The following is a 21,080-nucleotide window of genomic DNA, read 5'->3' as shown; positions in this document are numbered from 1 at the left end:
TGGGGAAAAGCCGCTAACAAGATCCTCGTGGGCATCTGCGTCGGCATGCCGGGCCGGCAGAATCTTGTTAGCGGCTCTAAGCCAGGATGAAAACTCAGGGGTAAAAAATCAGGACCCGGTAGTTGGCCGTCGGGCGCTGGGACTGGAATCGTACCCGAATCGGTAGTTCAGCGCGGGCGGGCAGCCCTGACTTGCTGTATGCACTGTCGCTCGGGTTGAGGTAGTCGCTGGGCAGCAGGGCGCGGCGCGAGAGCAGCTGGTCCTGCAGATCGGTCGTGACCAGTTCGATGGCCGGCAGGGCGATGGGGCCGCCGGCGCGGTTGCGCAGCGTCGCCGTCAGCACGTACTGGTCGGCCGCGTCGCCTTCCTGCCGCTGCAGTTGCGACGATTCGATCTGCAGCGCATCGAGGTCACGCGGTGGCGCAATCGTGCAATGCAACGGCTGGCACAGGGCTTCCAACATCGGGCGTGTGGACGGCGCCCGTCGGGCGATCTCGGCCCGTGCCAGGAAGAGCAGTTGCAGCACGGCCGCCACCGCCAGCAGGCCGATCGCAACGCGCGCCAGTGCGCGGCGTCCCGTCGTTTTGCGTGTTTGCTCGCGGGCTTGCGCGGCGCGCAAGAAGTCCAGCGTCGCGGCAGAGACACCGTGGTTCGGCCCCCGCACCTTGCGCGGACGCGGCGCGCCGGTCAGCGTGCGCTGCGGCGTCGGGCCCGCCGGCTCGGCTTGCGTGCGGCGTGCGAGGCCATGACGGCGCGGCACCGGCGCAAAAAGCGTATGCGGATCGGTTTCGTGACGCATCCAGACCGAATCGTGCTTCTCCGCCTCAAGCTTTGCAGGGGCCGAGACCGCTGCAGCCGCGACCGTCGCCACTGCCGGAGCCGGCGCGGGCGTGATGGCCGGTTCCACCGGCAAGTCAGCTGACGGCTGCTTGGGTACGGCTGCCGCGAACGCGTCTTCCTCGTCGTCGAGGTCGCGAATGGGCGGCAGGCCGTGGAATGGATCGGCGGGCGGCGCTGGCGGTTCCGGCGGTCGTGTTTCCTGCGTCGGTTCAGCGGCTGGCTCTAACTCGGGCTCGATGGGTACTTCGTCGGGGAGTGGACGCGTGTCGGGTGCGGTGGATGGCACGTCAGGCACCGGTGTTGCGCCTTCAACTTCCCCCAGATGGACTTCCGCGACGCCTTCTTCAGGAACGTCTTCTTCCCAGATCAGCGTCATGCCGAAGCCGTGATCGTCCTCTGCGGCAGATGGCACTGCGGGCGCTTCGGGTTCAGGAGCGGCTGACGGGGCGAGTGGCGCAACGCGGGCGGCGGGTTCCGGCGATTGCGGAGGCTGCGGTGCCTCGGCCGCCGGCGCCGCAGGCGTGGCTACGGCGCCCAGTTCGATCAGATGATCGCGGCCATCGAAGACGTGATTGCAGCGCCCGCAACGGACGAGCCCGCCGCGCAGCCGCAGTTGATCGGCGACAACGCGGAATGCGGTTTGACAGTTGGGACAGCGGGCGGCCAAACGTGGCGCAGCTTGTGGCGCAGTTGCCATGCGGGACGAGAAGAAAAAAGCCGACCGCGCGAGTATTGCAGACAGCGGCGCCAGCGTCGACCTTTGCAGGTGGCGCTGGCGCGCAATACCGTGGAATTACGCGGGCTTCACACCATGCAGGCAGACCCAGCCGTCACGTGCGCGCCACACCTTGAGCGGAATGGCGGAGGCATACGCGGCCGCCACTTCTTCGGCTTGGCGCTCGAGCACGCCAGACAGGATCAACCGGCCGCCCGGGCGCACGCGTGCACATAGCATGGCTGACATCAGCTTGAGCGGGTTCGACAGGATGTTGGCGACGACCAGATCGAACGTGCCTTCCGGTGCGTCGTCGGGCAGGGCAAACGTGGCTTCGACGTGGTTGCGCTCGGCGTTGTAGCGCGAGGCTTCGACGGCGTTCGGATCGATGTCGACACCGACGGTTTCTCCGGCGCCGAGCTTCTTGGCGACGATGGCCAGAATGCCGGAGCCGCAACCGTAGTCGAGCGTGCGTTCGCCGGGTTGCACGTGCTGTTCCAGCCATTCCATGCACAGGCGCGTGGTCGGGTGGCTGCCGGTGCCGAACGCGAGGCCGGGGTCCAGTTCCAGCACCACGGCGTCGGGTTCCGGCGCGTCGTGCCAGGACGGCACGACCCAGATGTGCTCACCAATATGGATCGGCTCGAACTGCGATTGCGTCACGCGCACCCAGTCCTGCTCTTCGACTTCGCGCACGGTGTACGCAGGCAGCGGCGAGAGGTTGATCTCGTTGGCTGCGGCTGCCACCAGCAACGCCGGATCGGCATCGTCGGCGAGCAGCGCAACCACGCGCGAGCGGTTCCACGCCAGGCGTGTCGGTTCGTGGCCGGGCTCGCCAAAGAGCGGTTGCTCTTCAGGCGTGTCGGCATCGGCGTCTTCCACCGAGACCGACAGCGCGCCGAGATCAAACAGGGCTTCGGACAACGCTTCAGCGTCGTCACGCGCCACTTCGAGCACGCATTCGCGGTACGTCACTTGCCGCCACCCTTGGCCACTTCCTGTTGCGCCAGACGGTGCTCCAGGTAGTGGATGTCGGTGCCGCCCTCAACGAAGTTGGCGTCGAGCATCAGGTCGCGGTGCAGCGGCACGTTGGTCTGGATGCCTTCCACCACCATTTCCGACAGGGCGATGCGCATGCGGGCGATGGCCTGCTCGCGCGTGGCGCCGTACGTGATGACCTTGCCGATCATCGAGTCGTAATTGGGCGGCACGAAGTAGCCGTTGTAGGCGTGCGAATCCACGCGGACGCCCGGGCCACCCGGCACGTGCCACGACGTGATGCGGCCCGGCGACGGCGTGAACTTGAACGGATCTTCCGCGTTGATGCGGCACTCGATGGCGTGGCCCTTGAGCGTGATGTCCTTCTGGCGGAAGCGCAGCTTTTCGCCGGCCGCCACGCGAATCTGCTCCTGCACGATGTCGACGCCCGTGATCATTTCCGTGACCGGGTGTTCGACCTGCACGCGCGTGTTCATTTCGATGAAGTAGAACTCGCCGTTCTCATACAGGAACTCGAACGTGCCGGCGCCGCGGTAGCCGATCTTCTTGCAGGCCTCGGCGCAGCGGTCGCCAATGCGTTCGATCAGGCGGCGCGGAATGTGCGGTGCCGGCGCTTCCTCGATCACCTTCTGGTGGCGGCGCTGCATGGAGCAATCGCGCTCGCCCAGCCAGATGGCGTTGCGGTGCTGGTCGGCCAGAACCTGGATTTCCACGTGGCGCGGATGCTCCAGGAACTTCTCCATATAGACTTCCGGATTGCCGAAGGCGCGGCCGGCTTCTTCGCGGGTCATGTTGACGGCGTTGATCAGCGCGGCCTCGGTGTGCACCACGCGCATGCCACGGCCACCGCCGCCGCCAGCTGCCTTGATGATCACCGGATAGCCGACTTTCTTGGCCGTTGCCAGGATTTCCTTCGGATCTTCCGAGAGAGCGCCTTCCGAGCCCGGCACGCACGGCACGCCGGACTTGATCATCGCCTGCTTGGCCGAGACCTTGTCGCCCATCAGGCGGATCGATTCGGGCGTCGGGCCGATGAAGGTGAAGCCGGATTGCTCCACACGCTCGGCAAAGTCGGCGTTTTCCGAAAGGAAGCCGTAGCCGGGGTGGATGGCCTGTGCGTCGGTCACCTCGGCGGCCGAGATGATGGCCGGCATGTTGAGGTACGACAGCGGCGACGGTGCCGGGCCGATACAAACGGCTTCGTCGGCCAGCTTGACGTATTTGGCTTCCTTGTCCGCCTCGGAATAGACCACCACGGTCTTGATGCCGAGTTCGCGGCAGGCGCGCTGGATGCGAAGAGCGATCTCGCCGCGATTCGCGATCAGGATCTTGTCGAACATCGTGTTCTCGCTACAAAAAGGAGAGGCGAGGGCGCTGTGGCCGGGCTGCGCTCAGTGGCAGCCCTTGTGCGCCGGCTCGCGCTCGGATGCGGCACGCTGCGCGCCGCACGATGAGGGTCGGATGCCGGGAGATCAGCCGATCACGAACAGCGGTTGGCCGTATTCCACAGCCTGGCCGTTTTCGATCAGGATTTCCTTGATGACGCCGGCCTTGTCCGCTTCGATCTCGTTGAGCAGCTTCATCGCTTCGATGATGCAGATCGTCTGGCCTTCCTTGACGGTGTCGCCCACCTTGACGAACTCTGCTGCGCCCGGCGACGGGGAGCGGTAGAACGTACCGACCATCGGCGACGTCACGATGTGGCCAGCCGGCAGGGCAGGCGAGGCTGCCTCGGCGCCGACGGCGGCGGGCGCTGCTGCTGCGGGCGCGCTGACAGCCGGTGCGGCCTGCATCTGCATCGGCGCATATTGCATCGGGGCCACCACTTGCGGTGCCGACTTGACGATGCGGACCTTGCCTTCGCCCTCGGTCACTTCGAGTTCCGAAATGCCCGATTCGGCCACCAGGTCGATCAGCGTTTTCAGCTTGCGCAAATCCATGAGCGTTCTCCTGCAGCGTCGGCGGTCTGGGCGGTCGATGCGCGCGAATGGCTCTTCAGCCGCGCATCGGTCAAAGGCGCTCCAGGCGCTGGCGTCGTTGCGTTGGTTAAGTGGTTGAAATAAAAGGAAGAAGACGGCTGATCAGCCGCCGTGTTGATCGATTGCGAAGTCCAGCGCGGCCAGATAGCCGCGCCAGCCCAGCCCGCAAATCACGCCCACGGCCTGGTCCGCCAAGTACGAATGGTGGCGGAACGGCTCGCGGCGATGCACGTTGGACAGATGGACTTCGATATACGGGATCACCACGCCGGCCAGCGCATCGCGCAGCGCCACACTCGTGTGGGTATAGGCGGCCGGATTGATGATGATGAATTCAACGCCTTCGCTCTTGGCGGCATGGATGCGATCCACCAGCGCCCCTTCGTGGTTCGACTGGAAGTGCGCCAGCGTCACGCCGCGCGCTGCGGCGCGCTCGACCAAGGCTGCATTGATGTCGGCGAGGGTCGTTGCACCATAGACTTCCGGCTCGCGCGTCCCCAGCAAATTGAGGTTCGGGCCGTGCAGCACGAGCACGTTGCGAAGCGCTTTGGCGATGGGTTTATCAGCCACGGTTTGACCGGTTGAGCGAAGTTGGGCGCAATTTACAGCAACTTAGAATGCTTTGTCTAGTTTTTGCTGAAAAACTCTCAACAAATCGGTGTTTTCACCGATCTTGGGCGTCCAGTCTGTGCTTTTGCCGAAGAAGAAGGGGAGTTGCGTGCACATGAACGTCATATGACGTTTTTCCATATTCACGTGCGCTGCAGGGCTGCTCGCAGTTCATCTGCGTGCACCCGGCCCATCTTCCGGAAAGTGATTTCGCCTTGTGAGTTAAGAATCACAGTAAACGGCAGGCCGCCGACGTCGTTGCCGAACTGCCGGCCCAGTTCCGTCCCGCCAAAGCCTGCCACGGCGACCGGGTATGTGACGTGGACCTTGCCCAGAAACGTCTGGATATTGGCGGCCGAGTCAATGCCGATGCCGACGAACTTTGCCTTGGACTTCTGTTCCTGCGCCAGCGCAGACAGTTCAGGCATCTCCTCCACGCAAGGACCGCACCACGGCGCCCAGAAATTGATCACCACCGGCTGGCCGCGAAACGCTGCCAGATCCAACGGCGCCCCATTGGCGTCGGGCAGCTTGCTGTCGTAAAACGCAGCCACGGCGCTGCTTGCGGGGGTTTTTGGCTCGGTGGCGCGATGTCCGAAATAGACGCCCGCCGCCGCGGCAATCAGGCCGGCGATCAACAGGGCAATCAAAGTGGTGCGGCGCGACATGGTTGGCGAGGGTCTCTATATATAGACAGAGGCGAAGCGTGGCGGATTGTACTCCTGTCGGCCGATCATCCCTGCGACAGGAGGGCACGCACGGCGGCGGCGTCGCCCCGCTGCGTCTTGCCGGTGGCGTCGGCGCGCCGCGCACCGCGCACATCGTTCATGTCATACAGGGCGATATGGACGCCGACCGGCGTGCCGGTTTCAGCGCGCAGTTCGCGCGCAAGTTCGCGGGATTCGGGCCCGGCGGGCCATTGGCCCCGCCACAGGAAGCTGAGCGTCTCCACCTCGTCGCGGCCGGCGAAGTGGGCGCTTTCCGTGGTGTCGAACTCCACGCCGGCGTTGAGCAGGAAGATCGCCACATCCTTGGGGCTGTCGCAGAAGACCTGCAGGTGGATGTCGGAGTGCTCGCTCGCGGTGCCATTGAAGACGGCGCCCGCCAGATATGGATTGTGGACGGCCAGCCCTTCCATCAACAGCAGCGCAATGCGGCGCAGCAACGCCAGCACGCGCGGCTGGGATTCGGCCTGGAACAGCGCCTGATATTCGCGGACTTCCGTTTCGACCTGTTCGTTGTCCGGCAGCCATTCCCCCGGCGCGCGGGATTCCGTGCCAAGCACCTGGCGCGCGGCCTTGCGTTTGGCGGTGGCGTAATCGGCACCGTCTTCCGCGATCATGCGGGCGGCGGTGACGGCAATTTCTTCCCGCACGCGGGCGGGATCGAGGGTGGGGCGTTTTGACATGGCTCTATTTTACTGAAGCGCGCGGGCCGGCCTGAAGCCGCAGGTACAATGCGGCGCTACGAAGTTGAGACGGCACCCATGCATATCCACATCCTTGGAATCTGCGGCACCTTCATGGGCGGTATTGCCCTGATCGCACGCCAGGCGGGTCACCGCGTCACCGGTTGCGACGCCAACGTCTACCCGCCGATGAGCACCCAGCTCGAAGCGCAGGGCATCGAACTGATTGAAGGCTTCGACCCGGAACAACTCTCCATCGGCGCCGATCTCTACGTGATCGGCAACGTGATCTCCCGTGGCAATCCGCTGATGGAAGCGATCCTGGATCGCAATCTGCCCTACATTTCCGGCCCCCAATGGCTGGGCGACAACGTATTGCGCCAGAAATGGGTGCTTGCCGTCGCCGGCACGCACGGCAAGACGACAACCACGTCGATGCTCGCCTGGATTCTGGAGGACGCCGGCTACAACCCGGGCTTCCTGGTGGGTGGCGTGCCGCGCAATTTCGGGCTGTCGGCGCGGCTGACCGAATCCGACTTCTTCGTCATCGAGGCCGACGAGTACGACACCGCCTTCTTCGACAAGCGCAGCAAGTTCGTCCATTACCGTCCCCGCACGGCTATATTGAACAACCTGGAATTCGATCACGCCGACATCTTCCCAGATCTCGCTGCGATCGAAACCCAATTTCACCATTTGGTGCGTACCGTCCCCGGCCAAGGGCGGTTGCTCGTCAATGGTCGCGAAGACAGCCTCACCCGCGTACTTGAGCGCGGATGCTGGTCGGAGGTCGAGCGATTCGGCGCAGAAGACGGCGAGGGCTGGAAAATAGCCCATCTTGGCGAGGACGACAGCTTCGACGTTGTTTTCAACGGGCAAGCGCAGGGTCGCGTCCGCTGGGCGCTGCAGGGCGACCACAACCGTATGAACGCCGTCGCCGCCATTGCCGCTGCACGCCACGTTGGTGTGCCACCCGCCCAAGCCATTGAAAGCCTGGCCCGTTTCGAAAATGTGAAACGCCGGATGGAAGTGCGCGGCACGGTCAACGGCGTCACCGTCTACGACGATTTTGCGCACCACCCCACGGCCATTCGGACCACGATCAAGGGGCTGCGCCGCCGCGTCGGTCAAGGCCGCATTCTGGCTGTGCTGGAGCCGCGTTCCAACACCATGAAGCTCGGTGTGATGAAGCAAGCGCTTCCCGAGAGTCTGTCCGGCGCGGACCAAGTCTTCGCTTACGGCGCCGCCAATGGCCGCGATGCCATCGGCTGGGACTTGGCGGGCGCGTTGGCGCCTTTGGGCGCGCGTGCGAACACGTTCTCTGACTTGGCCGCTTTGGTCGGCGCTGTCACCGCTATGGCTCGGCCCGGCGACCATGTGCTTGTCATGAGCAACGGCGGCTTCGGGGGCGTTCACCAGAAGCTGCTCGACGCGTTGGCAGAGCAGGTCAACGCGGCAAACTGATCCGATATGTCGGCATCCATCGTTTATCTGCACGGATTCCGTTCGTCGCCGCGCTCGTTCAAAGCCCAGTTGCTGGGCAAGCGGATGGCGTCCGTGGGGCTGGCGGATCAGTACGTGTGCCCGGCATTGCCCGTCTCGCCGCGCGAGGCAATGGCCGAAACCGAGGCGCTGATTGCCGGGTTGAGCGAGCGCAACGGCACGCGACCGGTGCTCATTGGCTCCTCGTTGGGCGGTTTTTATGCGACCTGGCTGGCAGAGCGCCACGGGCTCCGCGCGGCCATGCTCAATCCAGCCACCCGTCCGGAGCGGGATCTCGCCAAGTATGTCGGGGAGCAGCCGCTGTGGCATGGCGGCGGCACGATCCGCGTCGAGCCGCACCATCTGGACGAGCTGCGCTCGCTCGCCGTGCCCGCTATCACGCAACCCGAGCGTTATTACCTGCTCGCGGCGACGGGTGACGACGTGTTGGACTACCGCGAAATGCTCGCTCATTTCCCGGGAGCCGCCACACGCGTCATCGACGGCAGTGACCACGGCATCAGCGATTTTGCGCAGTACATGGACGAAGTGCTCGTCTTTTGCGGTATTCCCGCGGATTTGCTCGCCGCACATCCGTTCGACGCCGCATGACCGATTCGCCGTCGTATCCGCGCAGCCTGTGGCGCAGCGCGCTGCCCCCGGCTGTCGTTTATGACCGGCATTGGGCGCGTTGGGCGCTCGGCCCAGATTCGCTGACGGCACGTCTTCGTGCGGCATCGTCGCGCTTTCGCGTCCAATTGCTCGGCCAGCAGCGCGCGATACCGTTGCGCGACGAGTGGCGTTGCCTCGGCATGTCGCGGGCCGCCGAGACGCTCGTCCGCGAAGTTTTGCTGATTTGCGACGAGATTCCGGTGGTGTATGCCCACACCATCGTCCACCCGCGCAGCGTGGCGCTCGACTGGCCGTTCCTCAAAGCGCTGGGGACGCAGCCGCTGGGGCATTCTTTGTTTGCCGATCCGCGTGTGCAGCGCGGGGACTTCGAATTCGCCTTGCTGGACGCGCGCCACCCGCTGGTGCGCCGCGCGCACGACGCGCTGGGCGATGCGCCTGTCTCCGGCACGTCACGGCTGCCGGCCCGCCGGTCGGTGTTCCGGCGCGGTGCAAGCGCGATGCTGGTGACGGAGGTTTTCCTGCCCGCGCTGGCGGGTTTCCATCCGCCGCGCTAAGCGTATTTTCGCGGGCCGGGCGGCGGGCCAGTGCGGTATCATCGCCCCCAACTTTTGATCGCCGCGCGTGACGTTGTAACGTCGGGCGGCGCGGCCATTCCACCTCATTCAAAGTGACACTCGCTCGTGCGAGTGCCGCAATCCATACAAATCCATGCAGTTGCTGTTTGAAGAAGGCGGCGAGATCCGCGCGGGCACCGTCTTGTCCCAACAGGGCGAGGCCTATCAGGTCGAGTTGCCGAGCGCCAAGCGCACCAAGGTCAAGTCGCGCGATGTGTTGCTGCAATTCGCGCGGCCGTCCGCCGGCGAGTTGTCGCAGGCCGCCCAGGCGCTGTCGGCAGAGATCGACCTGGACTTCCTCTGGGAATGCGCTTCGGCCGAAGAATTCGGCTTTACCGATCTGGCCGGTGAATATTTTGGCGCCGGCGCCAATGCCACGCAGCAGGCCGCGCTGGCCATCGCGCTGCATGGCTCGCCGATCTACTTCCGCCGCAAGGGCCGCGGCCGCTATCAGCGCGCGCCCGAAGACCAGCTGAAGGCCGCGCTTGCAGGTTTGGAGCGCAAGAAGCAGCAAGCCGCCCTGCAGGCCGAATACGAAGCCGAGCTGAAGGCGATGCGCCTGCCCGAGGCCTTCCGCGGCAAGACGCTGCAGCTGCTGTTCAAGCCGGACAAGAACAGCCTCGAATACAAGGCGCTCGATGCGGCTTGCACCGCGCTGGGCCTGTCGCCGATGCGCCTGATGGTGGCGGTCGGCGGCATCGCCAACGCCCGCGCGCTGCACGAGGCCCGCTTCCTCTCGGAATGTTTCCCGAAGGGCACCGGCTTCCCGGACGTGACCGTGCCGGAACCGGCGATGGAGCTGCCGGCCGCCGACGTGCGCGCTTTCTCGATCGACGACGTGACCACCACGGAAATCGACGACGCCATCTCGGTCACACCCATTGATGACGCCACCGTGCGCATCGGCATCCATATTGCCGCGCCGGGCTTCGGCATCCAGCGCGGCGAACCGCTGGACGTGATTGCGCGTCAGCGTTTGTCCACCGTGTATTTCCCCGGCGACAAGATCACGATGCTGCCGGAGTCGGTAGTGGATCGTTACACGCTGCAGGAAGGGCGCGCATGCCCGGCGCTGTCGCTGTATGTGACGGTCGACCGCGCCACGTGGGCGGTCACCGCCAGCGAAACGCGCTGCGAATCCGTGACCGTGGCGGCCAACCTGCGCCACAACCTGCTCGACGATGTGATCACCGCCGACGCGCTCGCCGATGGCTCGGGCGACTATCCGTTCAAGGCCGAGTTGGCGGTGCTGTGGCCCTTTGTGTGCGCGTTGTATGACGGCCGCCAGCAGGCCCGCATCGCCAGCGGCCTGAAGCCGGAGGGCGCGCAGAAGGGCGATTACTCGTTCTACATCGACCCGATTCCCGAGGCGGAAGGCGGTGGTGAGCGCGTGCGGATCGAACAGCGCAAGCGCGGCTCGCCGCTGGACAAGATCGTGGCCGAGCTGATGATCCTGGCCAACAGCACGTGGGGCCGCATGCTGGCCGACGCCGGTGTGCCGGGCATCTACCGCACGCAGAAGGCGTGGGGCATGCATCGCACGCGCATGCAGACGTATCCGGCGCCGCATGAGGGTCTGGGGGTGGCGCAGTACGCGTGGAGCACCTCGCCGCTGCGCCGCTATGTCGATCTGGTCAATCAATGGCAGATCGCAGCGGTGGCACAGCACGGCGTGACGGCCAAGCTGATCGCACCGTTCAAGCCAAAAGATGCCGACCTGCTGGCCGCCGTGGCCGACTTCGAAGCCACTTACGCCGCCTACGCCGACCACCAGTCGACCATGGAGCGCTACTGGTGCCTGCGCTGGCTCAAGCAGGAAAACCGCACGCGCATGCAGGCCGTGGTGCTCAAGGAAGGCGCCGTGCGCTTCGCCGACATTCCGCTGGTGACGAAGGTGCCCGAGCTGGCGCAAACGGCGCGCGGCACGCATGTCGTGCTCGATATCCTAGAGACCGACGAGATCAGCCTGGAAGTGTCGTGCCGCGTGGTCGAGATCCTCGCTCCGGCTGCGGACGCGCAAGCTGAAGCGGAGGCCATCGAAGAAGAACTGGCCGAGGCAGAGACCGAAGCCGATGTGCCCGCTGAACCACAACCGGCCGCGGATGGGGAAGAGGCGCGCGCCGAAGCCGACGCTGCTGTGGCGCCGCCGCCGCAGGACGGCGGGACCGGTGGAACGCCTACCGCTGCCTAACTACAATCGCAGTCTGACCTTCACTCTTCGCGCATCGACCAGGAATCGCCCCATGGCCGCCCTCGCAAACCGTCCGGACTGGTCCGGCAGCAGCACGCTTACCAAGGCTCTGGTGGTGTCGTTGGCCGTGCATGTCTTGCTGCTGTTCGTGCGCGTGGTGGCCCCCGAGGCCTTCGATATCAAGCGCGAAGATCCGGGCCTCGATGTGGTGCTCGTCAATGCCAAGTCGTCGACGGCGCCATCGAAGGCGACGGCCGTGGCGCAGGTCAACCTGAACGGCGGCGGCGAATACGACCAGCAGCGCGCCACCACGCCGCTGCCCGCCGACACCAATGAGCAGACCGGCGACGCCATCAAGCTCACGCAGCGCCGCGTCGAATATCTCGAGCAGGAGCAGCGCCGCCTGCTCACGCAATCCACCGAGCGTGCGCCGCTGGTCAACGATCGTCAGGTCAAGCCGGGCGAGCGCCCGCAGCCGTCGCCCACCAACGGCACCGACGACCGCACCACGCAAGACGAAATCGCCCGCCTGCAAGCCGAGATCGACCGCAACCTCGAGAACTACGCCAAGCGCCCGCGCCGCAATGTGCTGACGGCCGCCAGCGCGCGTCAGGTCGATTACGCCCGCTACTACGATGCCGTGCGCCGCAAGATCGAAGCCCGCGGCACCGCAAACTTCCCCAGCCAGAACGGCCGCCCGCTGTATGGCGAGTTGATCGTCGTGATCAGCATCAACCGCGATGGCCAGCTCGGCTACAACCAGGACGGCTACAAGATCGAAGGCATCGAGATCGCCAAAAGCTCGGGCAATCCCGCGCTGGATCGCCAGGCCGTGGCCATCGTGCGTTCGTCTTCACCGTTTGGCGGCTTCCCGGCCGAGATGCGCAAGCGCGTCGACATCCAGGATGTGGTCGCCACGTTCAAGTTCACCCGCGCAGGTCTGGAAACCCACCTGCAGACCCGCTGATTTCGTCGCCCCATGCCGTCGTCGTTTCAAGAGGCCATCCTCGCAGCTGCGAGCGCGCCGCCCACAGATCGCTATGGCGTGATCGGCAACCCGATCGCGCACAGCAAGTCGCCCACCATTCATGCCGCGTTTGCGCAGCAGACAGGGCAGCTTATCCGCTACGACCGCATCTACGCCGAGCTGATCGCGTTTGACGAAACCGTGATGACGTTCGTGCGCGAAGGCGGACGCGGGCTCAACGTGACCGTGCCGTTCAAGCTCGATGCGTATGCCATGTCGACGTCGTTGTCGTTGCGGGCGGAATCGGCCGGTGCGGTCAACACGCTCAAGTTCGACGGCGAAGAGATCTTCGGCGACAACACCGACGGCGTTGGCCTGATGCGCGACATCACCCACAACATCGGCAACGCGCTCGCAGGCGAACGCGTGCTGCTGCTGGGCGCCGGCGGTGCTGCGCGCGGCGTGCTGCTGCCGTTGCTGGAGCACAAGCCGGCGCGCGTGTTCCTCGCCAACCGCACGGCGGATCGCGCCAACAAGCTCGTCGATCGCTTCGAGGTCTCGGCCAAACTGCACGAGGTCGAACTCGTGGGCGGCGGCTATGAAGAGCTTGCCGCGGACGATGTTTTCGACGTCATCATCAACGCCACGGCGAGCAGCCTGCAGGCCGAAGTGCCGCCAATCCCGACCACCGTGTTCGGCCCCAACGCGCTGGCCTACGACATGATGTACGGCCAGCGGCCGACGGTATTCATGGAGTTTGCCCGGCGCAACGGCGCCCGCGCGTGGGACGGCCTGGGCATGCTGGTGGAGCAGGCGGCGGAATCGTTCTTCGTCTGGCGCGACGTGCGCCCGGACACCGCTCCGGTGCTGCTGGCCATGCGCGAGGCGCTGCAGGGCGAAGCCGCAGTCGCGGCACGCGCAGCCCGCTGAACCGGAGCGCGCCCCGCGATGATGCGTTGGTTCGGCTACGTGATCGGCTGCTTCGTTGCGGGCGTGGTCGCGCTCAACCTGTACTTCTTCGCTGCCATCGCCAGCTGGCAAGTGTTCGATCCGTCGTCTACGAGTTTCATGCGCGCCGAGCGCATGCGCCTGTGCGGCGCCAATGTCTTCACCTGCAAGATCGACCGCCGCTGGGTCAATTACGACCAGATCTCGCGCAACCTCAAACGCGCGGTCATCGCCAGCGAAGACGCCGACTTCGTCTCGCACAGCGGCTGGGAAGTCGACGCTATGCTCGACGCGTGGGAGAAGAACAAGCGGCGCGGCCACGTGGTCGCGGGCGGTTCGACCATCACGCAGCAATTGGCCAAGAACCTGTTCCTCTCGGGCGAACGCCACTACCTGCGCAAGGGCGAAGAACTGGTCATCACTTGGATGCTCGAGTTCTGGCTCGACAAGGAGCGCATTCTCGAGATCTATCTGAACTCGGTGGAGTGGGGCGAGGGCGTGTTCGGCGCGGAAGCGGCGGCGCAGCATTACTTCAAACGCCCGGCCTCGCAACTCACGGTCGGTCAGGCAGCGCGACTGGCGGCGGCGCTACCCGCACCGAAGTGCTTCGACAAGAAGAGCTATTGCGCCAACGTGCACGTCAACTTCACGCGCAAGGCCACCGTGATTGCCAACCGCATGGGCTCGGCCACGCTGCCGGATTGACCTCGCGCAGGGCTACTTCAGCCAGCCCTTGCGGCGGAAGTACACCAGCGGAATCGCCGCCGACACGACCATCATCACGATCGCGTACGGGTAGCCCTCGGCCCAGTCCAGCTCCGGCATCACCTTGAAGTTCATGCCGTAGATCGAGGCGATCAGCGTGGGCGGCATCAGCGCCACCGACACCACCGAGAACAGCTTGATGATCTTGTTCTGGTTGATGTTGATGAAACCGACGGTGGCATCCATCAGGAAGTTGACCTTGTCCGACAGAAACGCCGTGTGGTTCTCGATGGAGTCGATGTCGCGCAGCACCTGGCGCGCTTCGTCCTGCTGATCGGCCGAGAGCAACTGGCTGCGCAGCAGGAACGACACGGCGCGGCGCGTATCCATCACGTTGCGGCGGATCCGGCCGTTCAAGTCTTCCACGCGCGCGATGATCTCCAGCACGTCTGCGGCGGCGGCATCGGTCACCTCGTCGGCCAGCACGCGCTTGCTGGCATCTTCGAGGCGTTCGTAGACTTCTTCGATGGAGTCCGCCGAGTATTCCGCGTCGGTGGCGTACAGATCCATCAGCACATCCTTGGCGTTGCGCACCGAGCCCGGGCGCAGCCGCGCACGCATGCGCACCAGCCGGAACGCGGGGAGGTCTTCGTCGTGGATGGAGAAAAGCACATCCTTGGTCAGCACGAAGGCCACGCGTACGTTGCGCGAGGTGGTTTCTTCGTCGAGCAGGAAATCGGTGCGGATGTGGATGTGGCCGTCTTCGCCTTCGAAGTAGCGGGCGGAGGCTTCCAGATCCCCCAATTGCTCGAGTTCGGGAAGGACCACGCCGTAGGCTTCCTTGATCCACGCCAGTTCTTCGTCGTCGGGGTCGATCACGTCGATCCAGATCGGCTTGTGCTGCAGCAGTTCGCTGCGTTCTTCGACCTGTTCCTGCGCGAGACGACCTTTTTGCACGACGAACAGGTTGATCATTGGTGTTTCCTTGAAGCAGGCGTTGAACGGGCGGCGAAAAATCGCGCCGAGTGTAGCCTAAAGAGGCGGCGGGTTCAGCCACAAGCGATGGCTTGGTGCGCACGCGTGGGGTCGGCGCCACGTCCGGAAGATGCCGCAACCGGGCCGCCCGACGGGTAAAATGCAGACAAGTCATGCGGCCATCCGGTCGCCCTCACATTCCCGACACCATGCGATTTACCGAACAACTCGCTGCCGCCTGGCAACGCAACAATTCCCTGCTGTGCGTTGGCCTCGATCCTGACCCGGCACGCCTGCCGGCATCGCTGACCGGCACGGGCGGAGCAATCTTCTCGTTCTGCCGCGCCATTGTGGACGCCACCGCCGATCTGGTCTGCGCCTTCAAGCCGCAGATCGCCTACTTCGCCTCGCAGCGCGCCGAAGACCAGCTCGAGCAGCTCATCAGCTACATCCACGAAGCCTATCCGGGCATCCCCGTCATTCTCGATGCCAAGCGCGGCGACATCGGCTCGACCGCCGAGCACTACGCCAAGGAAGCTTTCGAGCGCTACCAGGCCGATGGCATCACCGTCAGCCCGTACATGGGTTTCGACTCGATGCAGCCGTATCTGGCGCATGCCGACAAGGGCGTGATTGTGCTGTGCCGCACCTCCAACGCCGGCGGCAGCGATGTGCAGTTTCTGGAAACCGACGGCCGGCCGGTCTACCAAGTCGTGGCAGAACGTGCGCGCGACGTGTGGAACACGAGCGGCCAGATGGGCCTGGTGGTGGGCGCGACGTTCCCGGAAGAGATTGCCAAGGTGCGCGAGATTGTCGGCGACATGCCGCTGCTGATTCCGGGCGTTGGCGCCCAGGGTGGCGACGTTGAAGCCACGGTCCGCGCAGGCCGAACGGCCGACGGCACGGGCATGATGATCAACTCGTCGCGGGCCATTCTCTACGCCAGCACCGACAGCGATTTCGCCGATGCGGCCCGCCGCGTGGCCGAGGCCACACGCAACCAGATCAACCAGTTCCGCAACTGATCGGCTCGGTCGGTCCGGTTGCGGCGAGAGCGAGGACGCCATGACCACGCATCCGCACCGCCCCGTCGCCAGCACGCATCGGGAAGAGACCGGCAAGGATCCGGACCGCAAGCTCGAGAAAGAGCGCGACGACACCCACCAGCACGAGACGACGCGCCGCGATCATGACCGCGACCGTCGCCACGAGCACGACCACGAGCACCAGCCGGAACACGATCACGGAGATCGTCGCCGGCCGGATCATCCCAGCGAAATCTAAGTCAAGACTCTGCTGAGTCGAGGAAGTCGAGCAGGCCGCGCAGTGCGTGCTCGGCAGCCTGCAGGCGGACCTGTTTGCGGTCGCCTTTGAAGTGGCGCGTTTCCACGCGGGTTTGCAGGCGGTTGCTCCACCCAAAGCAGACCATGCCGACGGGCTTGTCGGGCGTGCCGCCGGTCGGGCCCGCCACGCCGGTAATCGCCACCGCCACCTGCGCGCGGCTGTTGAGCACCGCGCCCTCGGCCATGGCGTGCGCCACCGGTTCGCTGACGGCGCCATGTTCGCGGATCAGCGCTGCCGGCACGCCCAACATCTGCGATTTGGCTTCGTTGGAATAGACGACGAAGCCGCGTTCAAACCAGGCGGACGACCCCGATACATCGGTGATGGCGGCGGACACCAGCCCGCCTGTGCACGATTCAGCGGACGCCATCATCAGGCTGCGCTTGTGCAGCGTGTCAGCGACGAGTTCGGCCAGTTGGGCCAGGGCGCGGGATTCAGCCATTGCGATACCTTTGAAGCTTCGGTCGTCAAACGTCAAAACGAGCGCCACAGCGCGAACACCAGCAGCGTGTAGAACGCCGCCAGAATGTCATCGACCATCACGCCGTAGCCGCCGCGCACGCCAAAGCCCTTGAGCGTGCGGTCGTAATAGCGGATGGGTGCCGGCTTGACCATGTCGAAGAAGCGGAACCACAGGAAGGCGGCGAACTGCCCGCCCAACGTGGTGGGCGTGACAAACGCCAGCACGATCCAGAACGCCACCATTTCGTCCCACACCATGGCGCCGTGGTCTGCCACGCCCAAGTCGCGCGCGGTGCGGGCGCATGCCCAGATACCGATCACGAAACCAACCGCCGCGATCAGCAACCAAATCGGCCCTGAAATCCAGGGAGCCAGCACCACATAGATCAGCCACGCGTAGAGCGTGCCGACCGTGCCCGGCAGGATAGGCGACAGGCCCGAGCCGAAGCCCAACGCGAGGATGCGTGCCGGATGCGCGAACATGAACCGCGCGGTCGGGCGCCGCACCTGCGCGGTCTGGCCCGCCTCGAGGACGACGGTTTCAGCTTGGCCCGGCGGGTTGGAAGGCGGGAAGGGAGTGGAAGACATCATGAGGCGGAAGAGAAATGATCGAAGCTGCCATGCGTGAAGGTGACCGGCGCGCCGTGTGCGTCGACGAGCCGCAAGCCGGTTTCGGCGTCGATGCGGCCAACACGCGTCACAGCAACCCCGGCGCGCTGCCCTGCGGCGATAACGGCGTCGCGGGCGTCGGCAGGTGCGGTGAAGCAAAGTTCGTAGTCGTCGCCGCCGGCCAGCGTGCATTGCAGCTGGAGCGCCGGCGACTGTGCGGCCAGCGTCGCCGAGCGCGGGACATCGTCCACCACGATCGTCGCTCCAACGCGGGATTGCGCGAGGATGTGGCCAAGATCGCCCAATAAGCCGTCGGATACATCAAGTGCTGCGCGGGCGATGCCGCGCAATGCTAGGCCGAGCGCGACGCGCGGCGAGGGCATGTCCATGCGCGGCTGCACCTGAGCGAGCGCCTGGGGCGTCAGCGGCCACTCGCCGCGCAAGGCGCCCAGCGCGAGTCGTGCGTCGCCCACGGAGCCCGAGAGCCAGATGTCATCTCGCGGGCGGGCCGCGTCGCGGCGTAGTGCCGCAGTGGCGGGGACGTCCCCGAAGACGGTCAGGCTGAGTGTGAGCGGCCCCCGTGTGGTGTCGCCGCCGATCAGTTCGCAGTGAAATGCATCGGCCAAGGCGAGCAAGCCCTCGGAAAACGGTTTGAGCCACGCCGCATCGGCCTGGGGCAGCGCCACGGCGAGCGTAAAGGCGCGGGGCTCGGCGCCCATCGCCGCCAGGTCAGAGAGGTTGACAGCGAGCGCCTTGTGTCCAAGTGCACGCGGCTCCGCATGTGGAAAGAAGTGACGGCCGGCGACCAGCATGTCGGTGGAGATAGCCAATTCGTGCCCCGGGCGCGGTGAAAGCAGGGCGCAGTCGTCGCCCACGCCCAACGTCGCTTTCGGGGTCGGTCGCGTGAAATAGCGGCGGATCAGCCCAAATTCGGACAGATTTTCCGCCGGATCGGGGGAGTTTGAGGGGTGGGCGGGCTTGGACACGGCAGCGGCGATGGAAGAATATGGGGCAAGCCCGATGGTGCCGTGACAGGACGGTGGAATATTGTAGCGAATGCGCATAGCACTCCCACCCAAAATCCCGTTGTGAGATCGCTTTTCACTATATAAAATGACGGGCCCAAGGAGGCGGACCGTATTCCCGTGGCGCTCGTGAGGGTATCCCGGTGGCCCGCTAGATGCGACGGCCGGCGCGCGCGCTGGCCACCCGATACGAGAGACCCATGACCACGGTGGATACCCAGCCTCAGCAGCCCGCCCGCACGGATGAAGAACTCAAGGCGCAGCAGCGCGCCGCCTTGCGCAAGGCCGCGCTGGAGTACCACGAGTTTCCCACCCCGGGCAAAATTTCGGTCACGCCGACCAAGCCGCTGTCGAACCAGCGCGACTTGGCCCTGGCGTATTCGCCCGGCGTTGCCGCCGCCTGCGAAGAGATCGTCGAAGACGTCGCCAACTCGTTCCGCTACACCGCCCGCGGCAACCTCGTCGGCGTGGTGACCAATGGCACGGCCGTGCTCGGCCTGGGCGATATCGGCCCGGAAGCCTCGAAGCCGGTCATGGAAGGCAAGGCAGGGCTCTTCAAGAAATTTGCCGGTATCGATGTGTTTGACATCGAGATCAACGAAAAAGACCCCCAGAAGCTGGTCGATATCATCGCCTCGCTGGAGCCGACCTTCGGCGGCATCAACCTGGAAGACATCAAGGCGCCGGAATGCTTCTTCGTCGAGCGGGAACTGCGCAAGCGCATGAAGATCCCCGTCTTCCACGATGACCAGCACGGTACCGCCATCGTCGTGGGCGCAGGCATCACGAACGCACTGAAGGTCGTCGGCAAGGACATCAAGAAGGTCAAGCTGGTGGCTTCGGGCGCGGGCGCTGCGGCGCTGGCCTGCCTCGACCTGCTGGTCGATCTGGGCCTGCCGCGCGAAAACATCTGGGTGACGGACCTGGCGGGCGTTGTCTACGAAGGCCGTACCGAACTGATGGATCCGGACAAGGCGCACTTCGCACAGAAAACCGATCTGCGTACGCTGGCTGAAGTCATCGACGGCGCCGACATTTTCCTCGGCCTGTCCGCTGCTGGCGTGCTCAAGCAGGACATGGTCAAGCGCATGGCCGACAAGCCGATCATCTTCGCGCTGGCCAACCCGAACCCGGAAATCCTGCCGGAGCTGGCCAAGGAAGTGCGCCCCGACGTCATCATGGGCACCGGCCGTACGGATTACCCGAACCAGGTCAACAACGTCCTGTGCTTCCCGTTCATCTTCCGCGGCGCGCTGGACGTGGGCGCGACCACCATCACGCGTGAGATGGAAGTTGCCGCCGTGCACGCCGTGGCTGAACTGGCGCGCCAGGAGCAAAGCGACATCGTGGCTTCCGCCTACGGCATTCAAGACCTGTCGTTCGGCCCGGAATACCTGATCCCGAAGCCCTTCGACCCGCGCCTGATCGTCAAGATCGCGCCGGCCGTGGCGCAAGCGGCCATGCTCTCGGGCGTGGCGCAGCGTCCGATCGAAGACATGGACGCCTACCGCCAGCATCTGCAGCAGTTCGTCTACCACTCCGGCACGCTGATGAAGCCGATCTTCTCGGCCGCCCGCAAGGTGCCGATGGAGAACAAGCGCATCGTTTTTGCCGAGGGCGAAGAAGAGCGCGTCCTGCGTGCCGTGCAGATTGTCGTGGACGAAAAGCTCGCCAGCCCGATCCTGATCGGCCGCCCGAGCGTGATCGCCCACCGCATCGAGCGTTTCGGCCTGCGCCTGCGTGAAGGCGTGGACTTCACGGTGGTCAACCCCGAGCACGACGAGCGCTTCCGCGATTACTGGGAGACGTATTACAAGCTGATGGCGCGCAAGGGCGTGACGCCGCAGTACGCCAAGCTGGAAATGCGTCGCCGCAACACGCTGATCGGCGCGCTCATGATCCACAAGGGCGAAGCGGACGGCATGATCTGCGGCACCATCAGCAATACGGCTGCGCATCTGCGCTACATCGACCAGATCCTGGGCGGCACGAACTGTGTGTACGCGGCCATGAACGGTCTGGTTCTGCCGGGTCGCCAAGTCTTCCTCACGGATACGCACGTCAACGTCGACCCGACCGCCGAGCAGTTGGCCGAGATCACCATCATGGCCGCCGAGGAGCTGTGCCGCTTCGGCATCAAGCCGAAGGTTGCGCTGATGTCGCATTCGAACTTCGGCTCTTCGGAGGCGCCTTCGGCCGTCAAGATGCGCGAAACGCTGGCCATCCTGCGCGAACGTGCGCCGAATCTGGAGGTTGACGGTGAAATGCACGGCGACGCGGCGCTCGACGAGAAGCTGCGCGCATCGCTGGTGCCGGACTCGACCCTGAAGGGCGAGGCGAACCTGTTGGTCATGCCCAACATCGACGCCGCGAACATCGCTTACAACCTCCTGAAAGCGGCTGCCGGCAACAACATCGCCATCGGCCCGATCCTGCTGGGCGCCAAGAAGCCGGTGCACATCCTGACGCCATCGGCCACGGTGCGACGCATCCTCAACATGACGGCGCTGACCGTTGTGGATGCCGCCGCACAAGCGCAACGCTGATCGCCACTGCACCACGAAAGGGAGCGCAC

Annotated in this window: 21 protein-coding genes; 10 read left to right on the top strand and 11 right to left on the bottom strand. The window is 65.1% G+C overall.

Annotated features, from left to right (window positions below):
* Positions 1-94 precede the first annotated feature (94 nt).
* The 7 genes from R2676_RS03280 to R2676_RS03250 form a co-directional block, all read right to left on the bottom strand.
* On the bottom strand, positions 95-1,537 hold the full coding sequence (locus R2676_RS03280) for a DUF3426 domain-containing protein (RefSeq protein WP_206274316.1): 1,443 nt from the start codon (positions 1,535-1,537) through the stop codon (positions 95-97).
* Positions 1,538-1,633: 96 nt separating this feature from the next.
* Complete coding sequence (prmA, locus tag R2676_RS03275; RefSeq protein WP_206274315.1) at positions 1,634-2,530, bottom strand: 50S ribosomal protein L11 methyltransferase; 897 nt, start codon at positions 2,528-2,530, stop codon at positions 1,634-1,636.
* The gene (accC, locus tag R2676_RS03270) at positions 2,527-3,894 is read right to left on the bottom strand and encodes an acetyl-CoA carboxylase biotin carboxylase subunit (RefSeq protein ID WP_102066841.1); all 1,368 of its coding nucleotides are present in this window, start codon (positions 3,892-3,894) and stop codon (positions 2,527-2,529) included. The genes prmA and accC overlap by 4 nt, the downstream gene beginning before the upstream one ends.
* Positions 3,895-4,026: 132 nt before the next feature.
* The gene (accB, locus tag R2676_RS03265; RefSeq protein ID WP_027680361.1) at positions 4,027-4,494 is read right to left on the bottom strand and encodes an acetyl-CoA carboxylase biotin carboxyl carrier protein; all 468 of its coding nucleotides are present in this window, start codon (positions 4,492-4,494) and stop codon (positions 4,027-4,029) included.
* Positions 4,495-4,635: 141 nt separating this feature from the next.
* Positions 4,636-5,103 carry a type II 3-dehydroquinate dehydratase gene (gene aroQ / locus R2676_RS03260; protein ID WP_206274314.1) on the bottom strand — a complete coding sequence of 156 codons (468 nt, stop codon included), beginning with the start codon at positions 5,101-5,103 and terminating at the stop codon, positions 4,636-4,638.
* Positions 5,104-5,285: 182 nt separating this feature from the next.
* Positions 5,286-5,810: a TlpA family protein disulfide reductase gene (locus R2676_RS03255; RefSeq protein ID WP_027680363.1), complete on the bottom strand. Its 525-nt coding sequence runs from the start codon at positions 5,808-5,810 to the stop codon at positions 5,286-5,288.
* Positions 5,811-5,875: 65 nt separating this feature from the next.
* Entirely contained in the window at positions 5,876-6,550 is a 675-nt protein-coding gene (locus tag R2676_RS03250) for a UDP-N-acetylmuramate--alanine ligase (RefSeq protein ID WP_206274313.1), read from the bottom strand.
* Positions 6,551-6,628: 78 nt separating this feature from the next.
* Here R2676_RS03250 and mpl point away from each other — a divergent pair, with 78 nt between their 5' ends.
* The 7 genes from mpl (at position 6,629) to mtgA (ending at position 14,090) form a co-directional block, all read left to right on the top strand.
* Positions 6,629-8,014 carry a UDP-N-acetylmuramate:L-alanyl-gamma-D-glutamyl-meso-diaminopimelate ligase gene (gene mpl, locus R2676_RS03245; protein WP_206274312.1) on the top strand — a complete coding sequence of 462 codons (1,386 nt, stop codon included), beginning with the start codon at positions 6,629-6,631 and terminating at the stop codon, positions 8,012-8,014.
* A 6-nt stretch (positions 8,015-8,020) separates the two neighbouring features.
* Positions 8,021-8,644, top strand: coding sequence for a YqiA/YcfP family alpha/beta fold hydrolase (locus R2676_RS03240; protein WP_206274311.1), 624 nt, complete (start codon positions 8,021-8,023; stop codon positions 8,642-8,644).
* Positions 8,641-9,219 carry a chorismate--pyruvate lyase family protein gene (locus R2676_RS03235; RefSeq protein WP_206274310.1) on the top strand — a complete coding sequence of 193 codons (579 nt, stop codon included), beginning with the start codon at positions 8,641-8,643 and terminating at the stop codon, positions 9,217-9,219. Before R2676_RS03240 ends, R2676_RS03235 begins: the two co-directional genes overlap by 4 nt.
* A gap of 154 nt (positions 9,220-9,373) precedes the next feature.
* Entirely contained in the window at positions 9,374-11,470 is a 2,097-nt protein-coding gene (locus R2676_RS03230) for a ribonuclease catalytic domain-containing protein (RefSeq protein WP_206274309.1), read from the top strand.
* A gap of 52 nt (positions 11,471-11,522) precedes the next feature.
* Complete coding sequence (locus R2676_RS03225; RefSeq protein ID WP_102066833.1) at positions 11,523-12,437, top strand: energy transducer TonB family protein; 915 nt, start codon at positions 11,523-11,525, stop codon at positions 12,435-12,437.
* A gap of 12 nt (positions 12,438-12,449) precedes the next feature.
* Positions 12,450-13,367 carry a shikimate dehydrogenase gene (aroE, locus tag R2676_RS03220; protein WP_206274308.1) on the top strand — a complete coding sequence of 306 codons (918 nt, stop codon included), beginning with the start codon at positions 12,450-12,452 and terminating at the stop codon, positions 13,365-13,367.
* A gap of 18 nt (positions 13,368-13,385) precedes the next feature.
* A complete protein-coding gene (mtgA, locus tag R2676_RS03215; protein ID WP_206274307.1) occupies positions 13,386-14,090 on the top strand; it encodes a monofunctional biosynthetic peptidoglycan transglycosylase in 705 nt (234 codons plus the stop codon).
* A gap of 12 nt (positions 14,091-14,102) precedes the next feature.
* Here mtgA and corA read toward each other — a convergent pair whose 3' ends face one another.
* Complete coding sequence (gene corA, locus R2676_RS03210; protein WP_024972131.1) at positions 14,103-15,065, bottom strand: magnesium/cobalt transporter CorA; 963 nt, start codon at positions 15,063-15,065, stop codon at positions 14,103-14,105.
* A gap of 209 nt (positions 15,066-15,274) precedes the next feature.
* Here corA and pyrF point away from each other — a divergent pair, with 209 nt between their 5' ends.
* Positions 15,275-16,090: an orotidine-5'-phosphate decarboxylase gene (gene pyrF, locus R2676_RS03205; protein WP_206274306.1), complete on the top strand. Its 816-nt coding sequence runs from the start codon at positions 15,275-15,277 to the stop codon at positions 16,088-16,090.
* A gap of 40 nt (positions 16,091-16,130) precedes the next feature.
* Positions 16,131-16,349: a metal transporter gene (locus R2676_RS03200; RefSeq protein WP_206274305.1), complete on the top strand. Its 219-nt coding sequence runs from the start codon at positions 16,131-16,133 to the stop codon at positions 16,347-16,349.
* Between the two features lies 1 nt (position 16,350).
* Here R2676_RS03200 and R2676_RS03195 read toward each other — a convergent pair whose 3' ends face one another.
* From R2676_RS03195 to thiL, 3 genes are read right to left on the bottom strand one after another with little or no spacing between them, the layout of a single operon-like run.
* A complete protein-coding gene (locus tag R2676_RS03195; RefSeq protein ID WP_027680373.1) occupies positions 16,351-16,851 on the bottom strand; it encodes a CinA family protein in 501 nt (166 codons plus the stop codon).
* A 32-nt stretch (positions 16,852-16,883) separates the two neighbouring features.
* Positions 16,884-17,462: a phosphatidylglycerophosphatase A family protein gene (locus tag R2676_RS03190; protein WP_206274304.1), complete on the bottom strand. Its 579-nt coding sequence runs from the start codon at positions 17,460-17,462 to the stop codon at positions 16,884-16,886.
* Positions 17,459-18,544, bottom strand: a complete 1,086-nt coding sequence (gene thiL / locus R2676_RS03185) for a thiamine-phosphate kinase (protein ID WP_316856596.1) — start codon at positions 18,542-18,544, stop codon at positions 17,459-17,461. Before thiL ends, R2676_RS03190 begins: the two co-directional genes overlap by 4 nt.
* Positions 18,545-18,705: 161 nt before the next feature.
* Here thiL and R2676_RS03180 point away from each other — a divergent pair, with 161 nt between their 5' ends.
* Complete coding sequence (locus R2676_RS03180) at positions 18,706-21,051, top strand: NADP-dependent malic enzyme (protein ID WP_027680376.1); 2,346 nt, start codon at positions 18,706-18,708, stop codon at positions 21,049-21,051.
* Positions 21,052-21,080 lie beyond the last annotated feature (29 nt).

The sequence above is a fragment of the Ralstonia flatus genome (assembly GCF_958439105.1).
GTDB lineage: Bacteria > Pseudomonadota > Gammaproteobacteria > Burkholderiales > Burkholderiaceae > Ralstonia > Ralstonia flatus.
Note: the sequence above shows the minus strand (reverse complement) of the source record. Positions and strands in the feature narration are given on the sequence as shown.